Annotated in this window: 15 protein-coding genes; 13 read left to right on the top strand and 2 right to left on the bottom strand. The window is 41.1% G+C overall.

The window, feature by feature from the left end; genetic code table 11:
* Positions 1–5 precede the first annotated feature (5 nt).
* Together ACRWSG_RS18950 and exbB are read right to left on the bottom strand one after the other, a co-directional pair.
* The gene (locus ACRWSG_RS18950) at positions 6–437 is read right to left on the bottom strand and encodes a biopolymer transporter ExbD (RefSeq protein WP_054553556.1); all 432 of its coding nucleotides are present in this window, start codon (positions 435–437) and stop codon (positions 6–8) included.
* A 4-nt stretch (positions 438–441) separates the two neighbouring features.
* Positions 442–1,314: a tonB-system energizer ExbB gene (gene exbB, locus ACRWSG_RS18955; protein ID WP_462167197.1), complete on the bottom strand. Its 873-nt coding sequence runs from the start codon at positions 1,312–1,314 to the stop codon at positions 442–444.
* A 286-nt stretch (positions 1,315–1,600) separates the two neighbouring features.
* On the opposite strand from exbB, the gene ACRWSG_RS18960 reads away from it, so the two are divergent.
* The 13 genes from ACRWSG_RS18960 to ACRWSG_RS19020 all read left to right on the top strand — a co-directional run bounded on the left by ACRWSG_RS18960 (position 1,601) and on the right by ACRWSG_RS19020 (position 17,723).
* Positions 1,601–2,104, top strand: a complete 504-nt coding sequence (locus ACRWSG_RS18960; RefSeq protein ID WP_200909101.1) for a sigma-70 family RNA polymerase sigma factor — start codon at positions 1,601–1,603, stop codon at positions 2,102–2,104.
* A 6-nt stretch (positions 2,105–2,110) separates the two neighbouring features.
* A complete protein-coding gene (locus ACRWSG_RS18965; RefSeq protein WP_462167198.1) occupies positions 2,111–3,076 on the top strand; it encodes a FecR family protein in 966 nt (321 codons plus the stop codon).
* A 101-nt stretch (positions 3,077–3,177) separates the two neighbouring features.
* Entirely contained in the window at positions 3,178–4,080 is a 903-nt protein-coding gene (locus ACRWSG_RS18970) for an STN domain-containing protein (protein ID WP_462167200.1), read from the top strand.
* Between the two features lie 45 nt (positions 4,081–4,125).
* Positions 4,126–5,685: a TonB-dependent receptor domain-containing protein gene (locus tag ACRWSG_RS18975; protein WP_462167201.1), complete on the top strand. Its 1,560-nt coding sequence runs from the start codon at positions 4,126–4,128 to the stop codon at positions 5,683–5,685.
* A 17-nt stretch (positions 5,686–5,702) separates the two neighbouring features.
* On the top strand, positions 5,703–7,643 hold the full coding sequence (locus ACRWSG_RS18980) for a choice-of-anchor tandem repeat GloVer-containing protein (RefSeq protein ID WP_462167202.1): 1,941 nt from the start codon (positions 5,703–5,705) through the stop codon (positions 7,641–7,643).
* Positions 7,644–7,749: 106 nt separating this feature from the next.
* Complete coding sequence (locus ACRWSG_RS18985) at positions 7,750–8,166, top strand: heme acquisition protein HasA (protein ID WP_462167204.1); 417 nt, start codon at positions 7,750–7,752, stop codon at positions 8,164–8,166.
* Between the two features lie 26 nt (positions 8,167–8,192).
* Positions 8,193–8,390, top strand: a complete 198-nt coding sequence (locus tag ACRWSG_RS18990) for a hypothetical protein (protein ID WP_462167205.1) — start codon at positions 8,193–8,195, stop codon at positions 8,388–8,390.
* Between the two features lie 54 nt (positions 8,391–8,444).
* On the top strand, positions 8,445–10,340 hold the full coding sequence (locus tag ACRWSG_RS18995) for a hypothetical protein (protein ID WP_462167206.1): 1,896 nt from the start codon (positions 8,445–8,447) through the stop codon (positions 10,338–10,340).
* A complete protein-coding gene (locus ACRWSG_RS19000; RefSeq protein WP_462167208.1) occupies positions 10,337–12,049 on the top strand; it encodes a type I secretion system permease/ATPase in 1,713 nt (570 codons plus the stop codon). Before ACRWSG_RS18995 ends, ACRWSG_RS19000 begins: the two co-directional genes overlap by 4 nt.
* Entirely contained in the window at positions 12,046–13,329 is a 1,284-nt protein-coding gene (locus ACRWSG_RS19005; protein WP_462167209.1) for an HlyD family type I secretion periplasmic adaptor subunit, read from the top strand. Before ACRWSG_RS19000 ends, ACRWSG_RS19005 begins: the two co-directional genes overlap by 4 nt.
* Positions 13,330–13,441: 112 nt before the next feature.
* Positions 13,442–13,957, top strand: a complete 516-nt coding sequence (locus ACRWSG_RS19010; RefSeq protein WP_054553565.1) for a sigma-70 family RNA polymerase sigma factor — start codon at positions 13,442–13,444, stop codon at positions 13,955–13,957.
* Between the two features lie 5 nt (positions 13,958–13,962).
* On the top strand, positions 13,963–14,943 hold the full coding sequence (locus ACRWSG_RS19015; RefSeq protein WP_138599171.1) for a DUF4880 domain-containing protein: 981 nt from the start codon (positions 13,963–13,965) through the stop codon (positions 14,941–14,943).
* Positions 14,944–15,020: 77 nt separating this feature from the next.
* Positions 15,021–17,723, top strand: coding sequence for a TonB-dependent receptor (locus ACRWSG_RS19020; RefSeq protein WP_462167211.1), 2,703 nt, complete (start codon positions 15,021–15,023; stop codon positions 17,721–17,723).
* Positions 17,724–17,734 lie beyond the last annotated feature (11 nt).

A 17,734-nucleotide genomic window follows, 5' to 3' on the forward strand; every position in this document is an offset into this window, starting at 1 on the left:
GCTCATTACTGCTGACTCGCTTGTGTTTTTTCTAGCCCAACTAACGCAATGTTCTTATAGCCTGCTTTAGAAAGAATATTCAGCAAATCAACAAAGTCCCCGTAATCCACACTGCGATCTGCGCGGATCAAAATTGCGTGCTCATGAGTGATTTTTTGCTGCAATAACGCTTCAACTAGTTCGGTTTTCGCGACAGACTGCTTTTCACCAATAACCAAAGACAAATCTTTTTGTAATGTAAGGTAAGTTGGTTTTTGTTCAGAGGCTTTCGTTTCAGAATCAATACTGGGTAGTTCAACAGGCACGCTAACTGTTGCTAATGGTGCAGCAACCATAAAAATAATCAGTAAAACCAACATAACATCAATAAACGGCGTGACATTAATGTCATGTTGTTCAACTAGTTCTTCATCATCTTGTTGTAAGTTAAAAGACACGGCTTTATTTCCCTGCAGCTTTGATTTGCTGATAGTCAATTAACTGCTCTAGTGGTTTTGCTTGAGAATCTTTTGCTGATAAATCTCGGCTAAGGATTGTCATTATGACAGTCACAGTGTCTAATAATTGCGATTTATAGGCTGTTATAGAGCGTGAAAAATAGTTGTACATTACAACTGCGGGTATTGCTGCAACTAAACCAAGAGCTGTTGCAAGTAATGCTTCAGCTATGCCTGGCGCGACAACAGCAAGGTTGGTTGTTTGTGTTTTGGCGATGCTAATAAAGCTATTCATAATCCCCCAAACAGTACCAAACAAACCAACAAATGGAGCAACAGAACCAATGGTTGCTAAAATCCCCGTTCCTTTGTTCATATCTGCAGATAGCTCGGCTTTTACCCTATCTAATCGAGCTGCAACACGCTCTTTTAATGCATCACTTGTCGTTGCGTTATTACTACTTAAGTTAAGCTCATGTAGGCAAGCTTGAATTAATAGTTTTGCCGTACTTGGCTCTTGAGTTAAACCTTGTTCTGCCATTTTTAAGTTATGACTATTTAATAGTTTGACTAATAAAGCCCTGCCTTCACGTTTACTTTTATTAAGATAAATAAGCTTCGCGATAAAAATACCCCAACACACAATTGAAGCTAGTAGTAGGCCAATCATAACGGTTTTAACAATCACATCGGCCGCTAAATACATACCCCAAGGCGACAGATCATGACTAACAAAAGCTGCGCTATCGGCTAATTGTGGGTTATCTAATTTAGTTACTTGGCTTACTATTTCATTTACTGGGTCTTGCTCAGATGAATAACTATGCCCGGAAAAAAAGCCAACAAGAGCCACAAAAAGCACTACTCCAAATTTCATTAAACCTACTCCAGCCAACTGACAAAAATGGCGAAAAAAATAAACGTCATATTTAATAAGACGCACCAAAATCATTTTCCCGTAATAAAAATTAAAATTTTTTGTCGACGGCGGGCATTTGCCTTAAGCGATTCGTTGTAATTCTCTGATTGAATGGAATGTTTTGAAAAGAGATTAGCCAAAAGTAGTAATTATCATATTTTAAACAACAAACTTGCCTTGAATAAATAACAATGATACGGTAATGATAATTGTTATCATTTGCCGTTGTTGGTAGGGAACCGCAGTGCTTAATTACACCGGTATGGATCTATTTGTTCGCGACAATCAATTTTGGTTATTAAGGTTTTTACAGAAGAAACTTAACCTTCATTGCCATCATGATGCACAAGACCTTTCACAAGACACATTTATTCGTGCTCTGACTTCGTCAATTGATTTATTTGAAGTGAAAGAACCCCGTGCTTACCTTGCTACAATTGCAAATCGTTTAATTATCGATAAAGCAAGACGTAAACGCATTGAGCAAGCCTACCTTGAAGCTCAGTTAGAGTCTTCACAAGAATATGCCCCTTCGTGTGAAGAAGTGCATGAAATGATTCAAAAACTAGAGGCGTTATCGCGCTTACTTGAAGGGTTAGCAGATAAACCAAGGCGCGCATTCTTAATGGCAAGGTTAGATGGTCTGAAGTATCAAGAAATTGCTCAGGAACTGAATATATCGGTGAGTATGGTGCAAAAATATATCGCTCAAACATTGCTTCATTGTCACAGTCAATTACTCGATTAAGCCATAATGTCCGTACAGTACCCAGACTACAAATCTAAGCTTGAACAAGCCGCAAATTGGTGTGTCTTACTCAATTCTGACAACTTCACCGATGCTGATATTCAAGCCCATAGTCAGTGGCTCAAAGCCAATCCTGAAAATCAAAAAGCTTACTCAGAATTGCAAGCACTGTGGCGCGAATTTGACAGCACTGATAACAGCCATTTTGATTCGAAAATCCTCAATAGGGTACTAGATAAAGATAAGCCTAAGTCTAATCATTTTGCTAAATCGGTCGTTTTATCGGCACTTTTTGTCGGGTTTGGTCTCATAGCCAGTCATGTAGGTCTAACAGGAATCAGTTCTGATTATTACACTCTAAAAGGGGAGCAAAAAACTGTTGAGCTTAAAGATGGCTCCATACTGACTCTCAACGCGCAAACCCAAGTGGATATAGAATTTAGTTCTAAGCAACGATTGATTAAGTTGAATCAGGGAGAGATACATTTAGTGGCAAAAACTAATTCAAGTTGGTCATTAGTGGTGGAGACAGATAAAGCAACGGCAACAGCCTTGGGGACACAATTTACTGTTAAACGCCACGAACAAGATACCTTTGTCGTTGTGAGTGAATCAAAAGTAGAGCTGTGCTATTTACCTGCTCAAAAATGTGTCGTAGGTAAGGAAGGTCAAGCAATGTCAGTGGCTAATAGTCACCTCATTGGGCCAACAGCTGCAAACCCCGATATAGAATTAGCATGGTTAAATAATAGGTTAGTTGCTAATAATATGAGTTTAGCTAGGTTATTAAGTTTGCTTGAGCCTCATTATCAAGGCGTGTTTATTTACAACCAATCCGCACTTGAACATATCCGAGTTTCAGGTGTTTACCCAACAGACAATATTGCTATGGCGCTACAGATGATAGCGTCAGAACCCGCGGTGACCCATACCTCTGTCGCTAAGTATTTTGAATATATCTCATTGAAATAAAATAAGTTATAAAATTATTTTCATTATTTAATAAATTTTATTACTGCTTTTTGATTTTGCTGCGTCCTATTAATAGCTCTAAAAAATAATGAGAACTATTTATGTTAAAAGGCCGCTTATCGCGTTTAATTTTTACAGTCTTGCTATGCTTGCAATTTACATTTTCTGCAAAGGTGTTAGCGGATCAAGCCCACCAACTTGATATACCGCAAGGTAGTTTGGCTGAAGCACTTAATACATTTGCCCTCCAAACAGGCATCTTGCTGCAGTTTGATCCTAAGCAAGTTGGCGATCTGCAATCAACTGGTCTAAAAGGGGAATTCGAACTTGATACAGGATTCCAACAGCTTCTCTTAGGGACTGGCTTGTATGCCGAGAAAACGGCTAATGGAAGTTATGTTATACGTGTACTCTTAGCCCAATCAAATGGTGATATTTTACTCGATACCTTAGAAGTTCAGGCTACATCTAATAAGCGTATAGAAATTTATCAATCAGCCTCTTCAAATACTCAACTTGATCAAGCTCAGCTTCAACGTATTGCCCCACGTGATACATCAGATATTTTCTATAACGTTTCAGGTGTTACCACTTCCCAAACTCGGCAGGAGCCTGGGGTTGCAGTAAATGTTCGTGGCTTACAAGATTTTGGTCGAGTTAATGTGATGATTGACGGAGCTAGGCAGAACTTCAAACGAAGTGGTCATGGTGCCAATGGGATGGTTTATTTAGATCCTCAATTACTGTCGAGTGTCGAAATTGCGAAAGGACCGGTAGGTGAAAGTGGTGGTGCTGGCGCGATTGCTGGTGTTGTAAATTTTAAAACGCTTGAATTTGATGATTTGGCGGCTCCCGGTAAAGATCATGGTACTAAGCTAGCCATTTCATCTGGCAACAATGCCTATCACATGCAAGGCTTATTAGCGTCTACTGTGCGTGTGGGAAAAGATCTAGAACTTGTTGCTGCGGTAGGGCATAAGAATGTTGGCCGTTTTAAGCTATAATGCCAACATGGTGGTAATGCTGATTCTAGTAATTACTTTAGCGCAATGAGTAACTTTACCGAGCAAGATAACTGGTCGTCATTACTCAAAGCTGATTACACAATAAATAAAGAGCAGTCAGTAAAACTTAGTTATATCGGCTTTTATGGCAACTTTGAAGAAGGCTCAACGACATCAGTAGATGCAGAGCCCGAAAGTAGCAGTTCACTTAATAACGATACGATTAAATTAGATTACACATGGGCTGCAAACTCAAATTACCTCAATCTTAATGCCAGTGTTTATTACAACCGCACTCAAATGCGTCAGCATGTTTATGAAATGGGAGAAAGCAGCAATCCCTACGGCGAGTTTAAATTGCAATATGAAACCAACACCCTAGGTATGGTTGTTGATAATCTTGCCTTTTTTAGTCTCAAGCATGATTGGTTAACACAACATGAGTCATTGTTATTAGTTACTTTAGGCGGCGAGTATTTTAAAGACTGGACAGAGCCTCAAGCAATACAGCAAACGCCAGGAACTGGCGACCCATCTTGGTTTACAGGTGCAACCCCTGAAGGTGATCGCTCTCTAGGCAGTGCTTATATTCAAGCAGAATGGCAATACGGCGAGCATTTTTCTTTTGAATCAGGTTTGCGCTATGAGCAATTTTCACTGCAAGGAGGTGGAGAAATATACTCTGGTTACATTCTTAACCCTCCCGGAGTTTCGCCTAGTCGCACTTTGATCTATACCGACTTTGACGTTGACCGGCATGAAAATTACCTTTCACCAAATATGCGTTTAGCCTATCGCTTTAACGATAAAATACAAGGCTACTTAAGTTCAGCTCAGGCAGTCAGGCCGCCTGAAATCACAGAGACCTTATTATTTGGTGCTCATGTTGGTAACTCTTTCCCTTTTTACCCAAACCCTGGACTTGAAGCTGAAGAAGCTTGGAATAATGAAATTGGTCTTAATTTTGAGTTGCTTGATATAGCCAAAGGCCACGATTTATTCATTAAAACAGCATGGTTCGAAAATACCATCGATAACTTTATTGTCCAAGGTCGCGTGATGAGACCTACTTCTATTGATGACAATGGAATGACATTGAGTTATGTCAATTTACAAGATGAAATCCGTTTTGATGGCCTTGAACTGCAAGCTGATTATGAATCAAAAAGGCTATTTGCTGAGCTTAATTACACCAAAATGAATGTTGGCCTTGGCAAGGGAGGCTATGATCCATTTCCTCTAGGCAGCCAAGTAGGTTATCCAGAAACAAGTATGGGTCAAGCTGGATCGGGAAGCTTGAACTATATCCCTCCACCAAAACACAGTGGTGCATTGACCCTAGGCTTAAAGTTATTTGAAGACACTTTAAAGTTAGGCGCTCGAATGCGTTACGAAGATAACGACGGTCGTGGTGGCAGCGCTTATGAAGACGTTGTTGACTGGCAAGTTTATGACTTTTGGTTGGAATATCAATTCACATCACAGTTTAAATTACGTATGTCGGTCGACAACCTGACCGATCTCAATTATGCCGAAGCAAATGGTACTTCATATTGGATTGCGCCTGGGCGCACCGCCACTGCTCAATTAACCGCAACATTTTAAATAATAAAGGAATAAAAATGCGACATACCTTTAAGCTAGCCCTTATTACCAGTGCATTGTTTAGCGCAAATCTTGCAAGTGCCGCTGAAATTAACCTACAACAATTACATGCATTTGGTACACCGCCGACCATTATGATGGGCGGCGATAAAGGCATGATGCCTGCAAAACCACCAACATTAAATACCCATAATGGTAAATTAATAGGTACTTTTCTTTCTGGTGGTGGTAGTGACTTTGCCACGCTAACGCAGTCGGGTATTTATAGCTTCACTCCCCAATTAACCGAAGGCGAGTTAACCGACTACACCACATATATAAACGAAGTAAATAACGACACGCTAGCCTTTGTAACGAATACCGTGGTTGATAGTCAGGGAGTTGTTTACGGTGGCGCAAACAGAACATTATTCAAATGGAGTGAAGGCGAAGTAATAGAGGATGCACTATCGCATTTGGATCTCTCTAGTATTAATGGGGGAGACTTCCGAGTACAAGGCTTGATGACGATAGATGCACAAGACAACATCTATTTTGCCGCTTATGAACGAGGTAGTGATTATAGTGCATTACTGCGCCTTAATAGTGAAGGTGAAATCGCTGTACTGATTGACTTTAGCCGTGATGAATATAAACAAGGCAATATTTTTACTAAAGGTGAAGCGCCTGCCTCACTGATATACAGTGAACAAGATAATGCGATTTATGGCCTTGCACATAAATCTTCAAAGTCTGACGGAGCAGGCAGTACCGAAGGCTTAGAAGATGGCGACTTCCCAAGCGGCACTCTGTTTAAGCTAGATTTAACCAATGTTAAAACGGATGGCAGCTCAGAAGTACAAATTTTAAAAACCTTTTCTAATAACCTACATGGTCTTATCGATGACCATACCTTAGCAACCAACTCGTTAGTAGAAAGTGGTGATTGGTTATACGGAACGTCAGCTAAAACAGTATGGCGTGCCCACAAAACCAATTTAGACGCATTTACCGTGTTACATACATTTGGTTCGGAACAAGATGAAGCAGAAACAAACCTAAATGGTAAAACGCCAGCGGGTCCACTTGTAGTTGCAGCAGATGGAAATATTTATGGTACAACAACCGCCGGAGGCAGTGACGATAATTCAGGTGTGCTATTTCGTATTAATCTAAGTACAGACGCACGTGACCTTGATAAAGAGCAAGACAATTTTCAGCTTGTCCTCCACTTTGCAGATCAAGCCTCACCTTTACCAGTAGGTTTAACTGCTGGTGCGCGAGAGAATGGCGAACAAATTATTTACGGTGCCACCAATGGCGACGCGGTAAACGACACAGGAAGCGTATATCAATTCACTGTAAAAGAGCATGCCTTGGAGTTTAATACTCAAACCACTGAAATAACTTTAGGAGAGAGTGTTGAAGTCAACTGGCAGTCAACCAACTTAAGCCAATGTACTGCCAGTGGCGATTGGCAAGGTGCAAAAGAAACCAGTGGTACTGAATCAATTGAGCCAAGCTCTGAAGGTGAAAAATCTTATTTATTAAGTTGCCAAGACACTGACCAAAAAACACATGTTCAGTTAGTTAATGTGGTTGTAAATCCAAAACCAGAGCTGAACTTTACTTCTTCAGTTACCGAAATCACCTTAGGAGAAAGCGTAGAGTTAAATTGGCAAACATCTAACTTAAGCCAATGTACGGCTAGTGGTGACTGGGAAGGTACAAAAGAAACCAGTGGTACCGAAACTATCGAGCCAAGCACTGATGGCAACAAATCATACATTCTAACTTGCCAAGATAACGACCAAACTGACTATGTTCAAACTTTGGATATTTTAGTTAATCCTGCACCAGAACCAGAACCAGAGCCTGAACCAGAAGATAATAGCAGCAGTGGTGGGGCATTTGGCAGTCTAATCTTGGCTCTTGGCTTATTAGTTGGTAGACGCTTTCGTAACAAAATTAAAAGCTAAATTAGCAACCAGTTTTGCTAATTAACCCAGTCATATCAATCTGGCGCGCAATTGATATGACTATTTCAGACCTCTAGGTCATTACAAAAACAGAAAAGGAAATATTATGTCTATACAAGTTTCATATGGTGCAAATTATAGCTACGGCAGTTTAAATGACTTTTTCACCTACGCAAGTGAGTTTTTTACTGATACAACTTACGATGAAAGCATTGGTAGTTTCGCTGGTACTGAAAATCCAAATCCTATTGTAGATTTAGGTTTTTGGGGGAGCTTTGGCACATTCTCTGGCACGCAATTTGTGCAAGAGGGCACTTCAAGCGATGGCAGCCTAGGCTTTATCATTCAGGCTGCTGATGGCTCTTACTTAGATTACACCTTCTTCTCTAGCCCATCTCATACAATTTACGGTGAAATTGCCTCAATTTCCTTTGGTTACGGCATCACTCAAGATGCTAACGGTGAATACAGCTTCACTGATGAGTTAGTTAGTTTCGATGGTCTAGATACCATAAACGCCTAAATGCCGGTATTGATACAAGCGGCAATGTGATTGACCGTACAACTGGTGACAATACCACCCATAACATTGTAGATGGCTTAAAAGATGCGGAGTTTGATTACTTCACTACTTTACTATCTGACAATGGAATTGACTTAACCCTAAACGACACTGGTGCTGCTAGCTTTGCATCACTTGAGACTATTGGTGTTTCAAGCTTTGTCGAATACGAACTCGTTGCATAATCTAACTGCACTGTAGCTTTGCTGCAGTGCTACTTAAAATTTATTGAGCTAGCTATGAAAACACTCTGCATTTTTTTATTCACTTTGCCGCTTTCTTGTTTTGCTACCACGGCGGTTGACGATGTTAGTGTAAATTACCTGACTTCACTTCATTATAGTGGCCCTGAAGGTTGGCCTACGGCAGGGAAACCCTATGCACCCCCTATCTATAATGCTGAGCGAGACCAACTACTGGGAATATCATCCACAGGACATGTAGATATTTTTGGTAACGACACTAGGGCAGCAAATATGTGGGGGCTGGCGCCGGTGCAAGGTCATTATTTTTCATTGGCTAAAGATATTAAATCATACGTGGGTTTTGCTGAGCATCCACAGCTCGATAGGCTTTATAGTATTGATTTAGATGGTAACATTTTTTATGTCCACTCAGATGGCAGCAATAAAAATATTGTTTTTGATAACAGTGAGGAAGAGCTTAGCAGTCAACCTAACGTTCAGCCTATTTTTGATCAGCAGGGGCGGCTACTGTTTATAGACACTGACGGCGAATCTTACTCGCGGTTAATGCGCTTAGACGCCGATAACACCCTGATTGAACTGCATAGATTTAACAATAACCCGCATGGCTATTATACTGGTGCGGGAGGTATGTTGTTGAGTGGTAATACATTATTTGGCTATTTGGCCTACCCCAGAGGCACACCATTTTTAGATACACTCTCGATTGATGATGATTTTATTGTCGGCGCCCTCTACGCAATGGACTTAAGTAACGACCCAGTACAAAGCCCTGAAATTATACACGAGTTTACCTTAGCCGAGGGAGAAGTTCCGTGGACAAGAGGTGAAGCTGCGCGTATAGCCACCTATTTGGTTGAAGACCAACAAGGTTATTTATACGGCACCACGTCGGTAGGTACTTGTAAAACAAAAGGAATAATCGTTCATAATCAGCAAGAGGCAAAATTTGATAATGGCATTTGTGGTGGTAGCTATGACTTATATTCTGTGACCGATAAAGAAAACCTCATCCATACAGAATATCCTCATTATGATGGCAGTAACCCTTTTGGCTCTGTATTTAGAGTAAAAAAAGATGGTTCTGATTTTGTGTTAGTGCATACATTTAGTGACCTAGATGGCAGTCAGCCCCGCGGACCAATGGCGATTACGGACAATGGCTACCTTTATGGTACAACGATGGGGGGCGGTGCCCATAAAGATGAAGTTATAAGCGTAAAGCAAGGTAACCCCTATCCCTCGGAATTCGGGGAAGTAACCGGGAATGGCACCATTTATCGCATTCGCCTCGCAGATATTAAAGTTGAAAATGGCGTGGTCGTTGAAAGTGGTTTTGAACATGTACACTCTTTTAAAGCGGGGATAGATGTTGATGCCGACGGCAAAGTGCCAACCGGTATTATGTTAGCTGCAAACGGTAACTTATACGGCACCACCTTATATGGTGATCGAGGGTACACCGATAATTCTGGTAATAAATACCTCAATGATAAATTCGGTACTGTATTTGAAGTAGATTTAAGTGCTCAACAGCCGACAGGCTCAGTGTCAATTAGCATAACTCCAGGGTCTATAAAGCAAGGAGAGCAAGCCGAAGTGACTTGGTCCAGTTTCAATGCAACAGACTGTAAAGCAACGGGGGAAACAGTGATTGGCGACTGGCAACCTGATTCGCCACTAGAGCCGCAAGGCAGTATGGTTATTTCGCCACAGACAGGGGTTTATACATTGACAGTTAATTGTAAGGATAGCGATGTGAATAGTCGTTTTGCTGCCCTAGCAACCTTGTATGTGGATGCAGAAGCAAAAGCAAAAGACAGTGAGTCACTTAGCTATGGTAATGGCGGCAGTTTAGACTGGCGTTGGCTGTTTTTGTTAACTGCGGCAGCATTGTTTAAACCAGTTCGTACAACGAGGTTTAAATGAACGCTTCGCAAGCGCTTAGTAAACCACTTAAAGATGCTTTAAAGCTGCAAATGCGCAGTTTTTATCATGTTGCAGGGTTTAGTGCTGTCATTAATGTATTAATGCTGTTGCCTGCAATCTACATGTTGCAGGTTTATGATCGCGTTTTGAGCTCAGCAAATTTAGACACCTTATGGCTAATCTCTTCGATGGTTGCGGTATTTTTCTTATTAATGGGGGGGCTGGAGTGGATCCGGAGCCGAGTATTAATAAGCATTAGTCAACAATTTGATAAAACTTTACACAACCGTGTATTTAATGCGCTATATGAGCATCAACTTAAAACTGGTAACGCTAACTCAGGACTACTGATTAACGATCTTAATCAAGTTCGTCAGTTTATGACAGGGAGTAGCGTGTTTGCCTTTTTTGATGCGCCTTGGGCGCCTATTTTCTTAGTCATTTTGTTCTTTTTTCACCCTTTATTGGGCACGCTCGCATTGGTTGGTAGTTTAGTGTTATTTGCATTAGCTTTAGCAAATGAATTATGGGCTAAACAGTCTCTAGTTTTAGCCTCACAAGCAACTACAAATGCTAACAGACTCGCCAGCGATATCATTAATAATGCCGAAGTTGCTCAAGCCATGGGTATGCAGCAAAATTTACAAGAACGATGGCAGTCAGAGCACTGGGCTGGAATTTGCCATCAAAGTGAAGCGAGTAATTTAAGTTCTGTTCTTACTGCAACCAGTAAAGTTTTACGACTAGCATTACAGTCAATGATGCTAGGTGCAGGCGCATGGTTAGCTGTTGCGGGAGAAATAACAGCTGGAATGATGATTGCGGGCTCTATTTTGGCAGGACGCATGCTCTCGCCAGTTGAGCAATTGGTTGGTGCTTTTAAACAATGGCAATCAGTAAAGCAATCACAACAACGTTTAAATGGCTTGTTATGTCAATATCCATCAGTAAAGGAAGGGCTTTGTTTACCTAAACCAAGCGGTAAATTAACCATTGAGAACGCCACTTTAATCCCACCAATGGCTCAGCATCCTGTTCTTAAAAATATTAGTTTTGATCTTGAACCAGCAGAAATTTTGGCCATTATAGGCCCCTCAGGTGCTGGTAAATCATCAATTGCGAGAATGCTATGCGGTATTTGGGAGCCGCGTATAGGTAAAGTGCGTTTAGATGGCGCAGATGTGTTTCAGTGGAATAAACAAAGCTTAGGCCCTTTTATTGGTTATTTACCACAGAATGTGAGCCTTTTTGCAGGCAGTATCGCGCAAAATATTGCACGATTTGGCGAGGTGGATGATCACTTGGTGATTAAAGCCGCGAAGTTGGCTGGGGTCCATGACATGATACTCAAGTTAAGTAATGGATATGAAACGCAACTAGGTGAAGCCGGAACCGGTTTATCGGGCGGCGAAAAACAGCGCATAGGTCTTGCAAGAGCAGTGTATGCTGATCCTAAGGTGGTTATTTTAGATGAAGCAAATGCGAATTTAGACGACAGCGGTGAGGCTGCGTTAGCAGCAACAATCAAAACGTTAAAGCAAGCTGGAAGTAGTGTGATATTCATAACTCACAGAGCGAATATTTTAGCTATGAGCGATAAAATTTTGTTACTAAACAAAGGCCATGTTCAGGCATTTGGCGCTAAAGAAAACGTATTAAACGCCATGCAAAGAGCCAAACAAAGTCAACAGGGAGTGGCAATAGCATGAATGCTCAACACGGCATAGCAGGTCGTAAATACATTCTTTGGGGCTGGATTATGACGGTACTAAGTTTGGGTGTTTTTTTACTTTGGGGAGCCTTTGCACCACTGGATAAAGGTGCTGTGATTGAAGGTCAAGTTATTGTATCTGGAAGAAAAAAACAAATACAAGCTCCACAAAGTGGGGTGCTTGCCCAGCTGTTAGTGCAAAATGGTCAGTGGGTTGAGAAAAATCAGCCTTTAGTGACCCTCGATAACCGAGTCGCTAAAAGTCAGCTTGAGGCCGCAACAACTCAATATTATATGGCACTGGCAGAAAAGGAACGTTTATATGCTGAGTTTACACAAACGCCGAAGTTGCATTATTCATCAGCGCTAACCGAAATAGCATTACCACAAGCCGAAGAGGCTATGCGCTTGCATCAGCAATTGTTTGTACAAAGAAAAGCAACACAGGATGCTAAACTCTTACTGTTAGAAAATAACAAACACACTACGCAATCGAGAATTTTAGGCCTACAAAATGTGGTTGCCAGTCAGCAACAGCAATTGGCGGTATATAAAAACTGGCTTAGAGACACACAAGCTTTAGTTGATAAAGGCTATCAATCACAAGAAAAACTTTATCAATTACAGGCACAAGCTGCGGAGATCAGTGCTGATTCAGCAAATTCACAAGCAGAACTAAAAGCACAACAGACCAGGTTATTAGAGCAAGACACTCAATTACAACAGACAATAAAAGCTTACAAACAAGATCTCAGTCAACAGATGGCTACCAATCAAGCAAGTATTAGTCATTTCAAACAGCAGATCATTACGGCTCAATTTAGCCTGGATAATAGTGAAGTTCGCGCACCAGCAGCGGGGCAAGTCGTAGGCCTTAATGCGTTTGGTGATGTAGTATCCCAATCACAATTATTAATGGAAATAATGCCTAAAGGCCAAACTCTTATTGTCGATGCGAAAGTACCAGTTCATCTAATTGATAGCATCTTACTTGGTCAAGAAGTTGATTTGCTATTTAATGCTTTTAATACCAGCACCACGCCAAAGGTAAAAGGCAATATAGATAGCCTGACACAAGATATTGTCAACGACCAACGAACTGGGCAACCTTATTATCAAGTAACTATTCGCGTCAATGAACAAGCGCTGCTAAAAGATTTGGTGTTACAGCCAGGGATGCCAGTTCAAGCATTTGTTAAAAATGGAGAGCGTTCGATGCTGAGTTATTTGTTTAAACCTTTAATTGATCGTATTCCTCATGCAATGGCTGATAATTAAAAAGAATTTCACTTCAATTAATAATTAAGAAGGTTTACCTAATAAATTAGCTTGAATGAGAATGATTATTGTTTATAATGTCCGCCTGCCACGCAACGGGACTTTGTAAATTTTGACTAGCAAGACCACTAACAGAACTGGGTTCAACTCGCTGTATCAAGAACACCACGAATGGTTAGTTCGTTGGATTGCTAAACGAACAAGTAGTGCTGATAATGCCCAGGATCTGGCGCAAGATACGTTTATAAAATTGTTAAATAAGCCAATGCTTTATGATGATATGCGTAGCCCTCGTGCCTGGCTTACGAAAGTTGCTGGTAACTTGATGACAGATCAATTACGCAGGCAAGTGCTTGAACGTAATTATCAAAGCATGCTCGAATCAATGCCTGAGTCTGACTACTTTTCGCCCGAAGAGCAATTAGAGTTGCTTAACTTACTTGAGCAAATTGACAAGTTACTCACGGGTTTGAAAGCAAAAGAAAAAAAAGCTTTTTTAATGGTTAGATTGGATGGCATGAGTTATAAAGATGTCGCAAGCGAACTAAAAGTAAGTTTATCTTCAGTCGAAAAATATATCGCTAAAGCAACACTACAGTGCTACCAACTTGTTTATTTTGACAGCTAAATCTGATGAATTTTAGACTCAATCACAATCAAGCTCATATTCCAGAACACATAGTTCAACAAGCAATTCGATGGCAAATTAAAATTGAATCTGGCAGCATCAGTGAGGCAGAGCAGGCACATTTTGTGAAGTGGCGCAGTGCAGATCCATTGCATGAGCTGGCATGTGCTCGGTTACTACACCTTGATAAAGCATTTAGTGATGTTGCTGTTAAGTCCGCCGGGTATGCACGAGAAACATTACAAAAAACAGACCATGAAATTGATAATCTGCAGCGTAGACGTTTGCTCAAAAGCGCGCTTGGTACGACACTAAGTGTAGCTGGTGTGGCTTTTTTAGCTGAGCAGCAAGGCGTTCGTCATTATTTAAGTGCCGATTTATCAACCAGAAATAGTCGCGAAGAATTTACCGTTTTCAAAAATAGCCAACTGTGGTTAAACCGCCATAGTACGGTAGAAATTGATGAGCACAAGAGTAATTCTATTACGCTCACGCAAGGTGAGTTATTTTTAAAAACCGCAGCTATTGATGCACCTGTTCAACTGCACACTGCGCATGGTGTATTTGCTACTCAAAACGCAGAAGTTTTTGTTCGTCATGAGGCAAGCCATGCGATTGTACAAGTAAACAAAGGCCTACTGCATTATAGTGCAGCGGCAGGTGAAAACAGTTTATCCCTACAAGCAGGCTCAACGTATCAACTCTTTTCCAATAAACAATTTTCGTTAAATTCTGGGGTTTTTGATTACAGTAGTTGGCGTCAAAATCTACTCACTGCCAGGGCCATGCCACTTGCCGATTTTTTACACGAGTTGGCTCGTTATCGAAGCGGTCATATTCGTTGTCATCCAAGTTTAAACGACACGCTAATTTCTGGTGTATTTCAGCTTTCAGATACAGATTTAATTTTATCAACTGTCGCACAGTCAGTGGGTGCAAAGCTTAACTATCTGACCCGTTTCTGGGCTGAAATTTTACCAAAGTAAAATAATTCTCATTTATTTTTACGGCTTTTCATTTTTCGTTCGGCTTTATAGGTATGTAACGAAAAAAGGAAACTCACATGCCGTCTCGTGTATTGCTTACTAGCTGTGCCATATTTGTTTCGAGCCTGTTGTCTGTGGCCCCAATTTATGCGGCGCAATCATCAGCTAGTTCAGCTAATTTCACATTAGTTCAATTTGACTTACCTGCAGGTAATCTAGGTGATTCATTAACGCTGCTTTCACGACAAGCAGGGATCACACTGAGCTTTGATGAGCAAATCGTAAAAAATATCTCTGTATTAGAGCTTAAAGGACGCTACAGCACAGAAACGGCTTTAAATAAACTTTTACAATCAACCTCATTAGAAGCGTTTTTGATTGCTCAAAACGCTTGGATCATTAAAGCAAAGCCACAATCAGATGTGATTGCTCTTGATACTATTCAAGTTCAGGGACAACACAATAAACTAAAAAATAAAACCTATACCGAGGCAAAATCGCTAAACGTCATCACTCAGCAAGATATTGAACGATTTCGCGGTACCAGTGTTGGCGATATATTCCAAGGTACACCTGGGGTATTAGTCAGTGAGAACCGTAACTCAGGTGGTTTAGACATCAATATCCGCGGTATGCAAGGTCAAGGCCGTGTGCCAGTTATTATTGATGGAAGTCGCCAAGAAACAACTGTTTATCGAGGGTATTCAGGTGTCTCTAGCCGCAGTTATATTGACCCCGATTTAATTGGCTCAATGACGATTAGTAAAGGCCCTGTTATGGACGCGCAAGGGACCGGTGCGACGGGCGGATTAGTGAGTGTTATCACTCTTAATGCAGACGATATTGTCAAAGAAGGTGAGCTGTCAGGTGTACGTTTAAGAGCGAGTGCTATTGGTAATAGCTCAAACGCACCTCAGCCTGGAACCTATGCAGGCTATTATCTCCCTCGTAATGCTTATCGCTCAGACTGTCGCTTTCCAACTTATTGTACTGAACAGTACTTGATGCCTGAGCATTTTGCCCCAGAAGAAGGAATGGACAGGCCTAGTTTGTTAGAGTTTGCGAGTTACGCGGGGAGTGTCGCTGCAGCAAAACGCTTTAGTTGGGGTGACTTAGTTGGTGCTTACGCTAAGCGTGAACAAGGCAATTATTATGCAGGTAGCCATGGCCCTAAACCCGAATTGATTTATGGTGAGCCGGTTAAAATGGCTTGGTATACCGAGACTCCAGTTTCTGTGGAAGGTGCGTCAAGATTTCGTGCTAATGAGCGTATACCAAATACAAATTTCAATAGTGAGTCGGTATTACTTAAAACGAACTTGGTGATGCCAAAAGATCATAGCTTAGAGATGAGTTATATCCTTTATAACAGCGAATATGGCGAAATGATGCCTTCGCAAATTCGCTCTTTTGGACAAGCAAGACAATGGCTTGACAGCGAAGTAACAAACCATACCTATACATTAAAATACAAATGGCAACCGCTTACTTATGATTGGGCCGACTTTTCGGCTAATTTGTGGCACACAGATGCGATTACAGATTTAAATACGCCAGATGTCGGCTCGGTGGATATTGCCGATAACATAGCTCGAAAAGATGATTATCAGCGTTGGGGTGCTGAATTTAGTAATAAAATGATGTTCTACAATCATGGCGAACTTGCATTGAGCTATGGCATTGCTGGGCAGTGGGAAGATATGGATACCGACACGCCCCAAACAGAAGGTTTTTATGCTGGTTCAAGAAGCGGTTGGCGTAAAGAGTTTAGTGCTTTTAGCGCCGTCGATTGGCAAATTACAAAGCAGTGGCAATTAGAAGCAGGATTGCGCTTTAGTCATTTCTCTTCAAAAGATAATAACCCTTTAGAACTTAAGCCTAATAACCCTGCATGTACACCTGATGGGCAAGGAGGCTGTGTTCCTGTCAATTATCAGAATAGTCACTCAGGTGGTGCGCCGATTATAGCTTTAACGTGGCAAGCGTTAGACGGTCTTCAATTATACATTAGACACGCAGAAGCTTTACGCATGCCAAGCTTGTTTGAAAGTACCTCTGGTTTGTCTGCGAGCCCTGTGCTTGATATATCTCTGAAGCCTGAGCATGCCAAAAACCAAGAATTGGGTATTAATTATTTAAACGAAAAAATAGCGAATAACACAGAGCAACTGGCTATCAAGCTTGCCTATTTCGAGAATCATGTAGATGACTATTTAACTCGAACACAACCAAATGCGTGGGAGGAATCACAAGGCGGTTTGCTCGATTTATTTCGTATGCGCAATATCGACAGTTTAGATCTTAATGGTGTTGAGTTTAACTTTAGTTACACAGCACCTTTTTGGTTAGTTGAATTAAGTGGTACTAAATATTCTTATATTGAAGTGTGTAATGATGGTAGCTACGTGCGTTATGAATGTACTGATTGGGGGATCACACAGAGTTACATCAATAATATGATCCCGCCTAACTGGCATGCCAGCCTGCATTTAGGGTTACGTCTTTTTGATCAAAAATTCGAGACTGGTTTACGCGCTACCTTTATGGGCAAAAGAAACCCAGTTCCTCGATATAACGCACCAACAGGTTTTAATGAGCCTGTGCTATGGCACAGCTATAACCTTTTAGATTTCTACAGTTCATACCAATTTAACGATACGGCGACCCTTGATTTTACTATCGATAATATTACCGATCGTTACTACTTAGACGCATTGAGCTTAGGACTTGTGCCAGCCCCAGGGCGCACAGCCAAGCTTAGCTTAACTTTACAATTTTAATTGCCAGAAAA

Source organism: Pseudoalteromonas sp. GB43, from assembly GCF_054923805.1.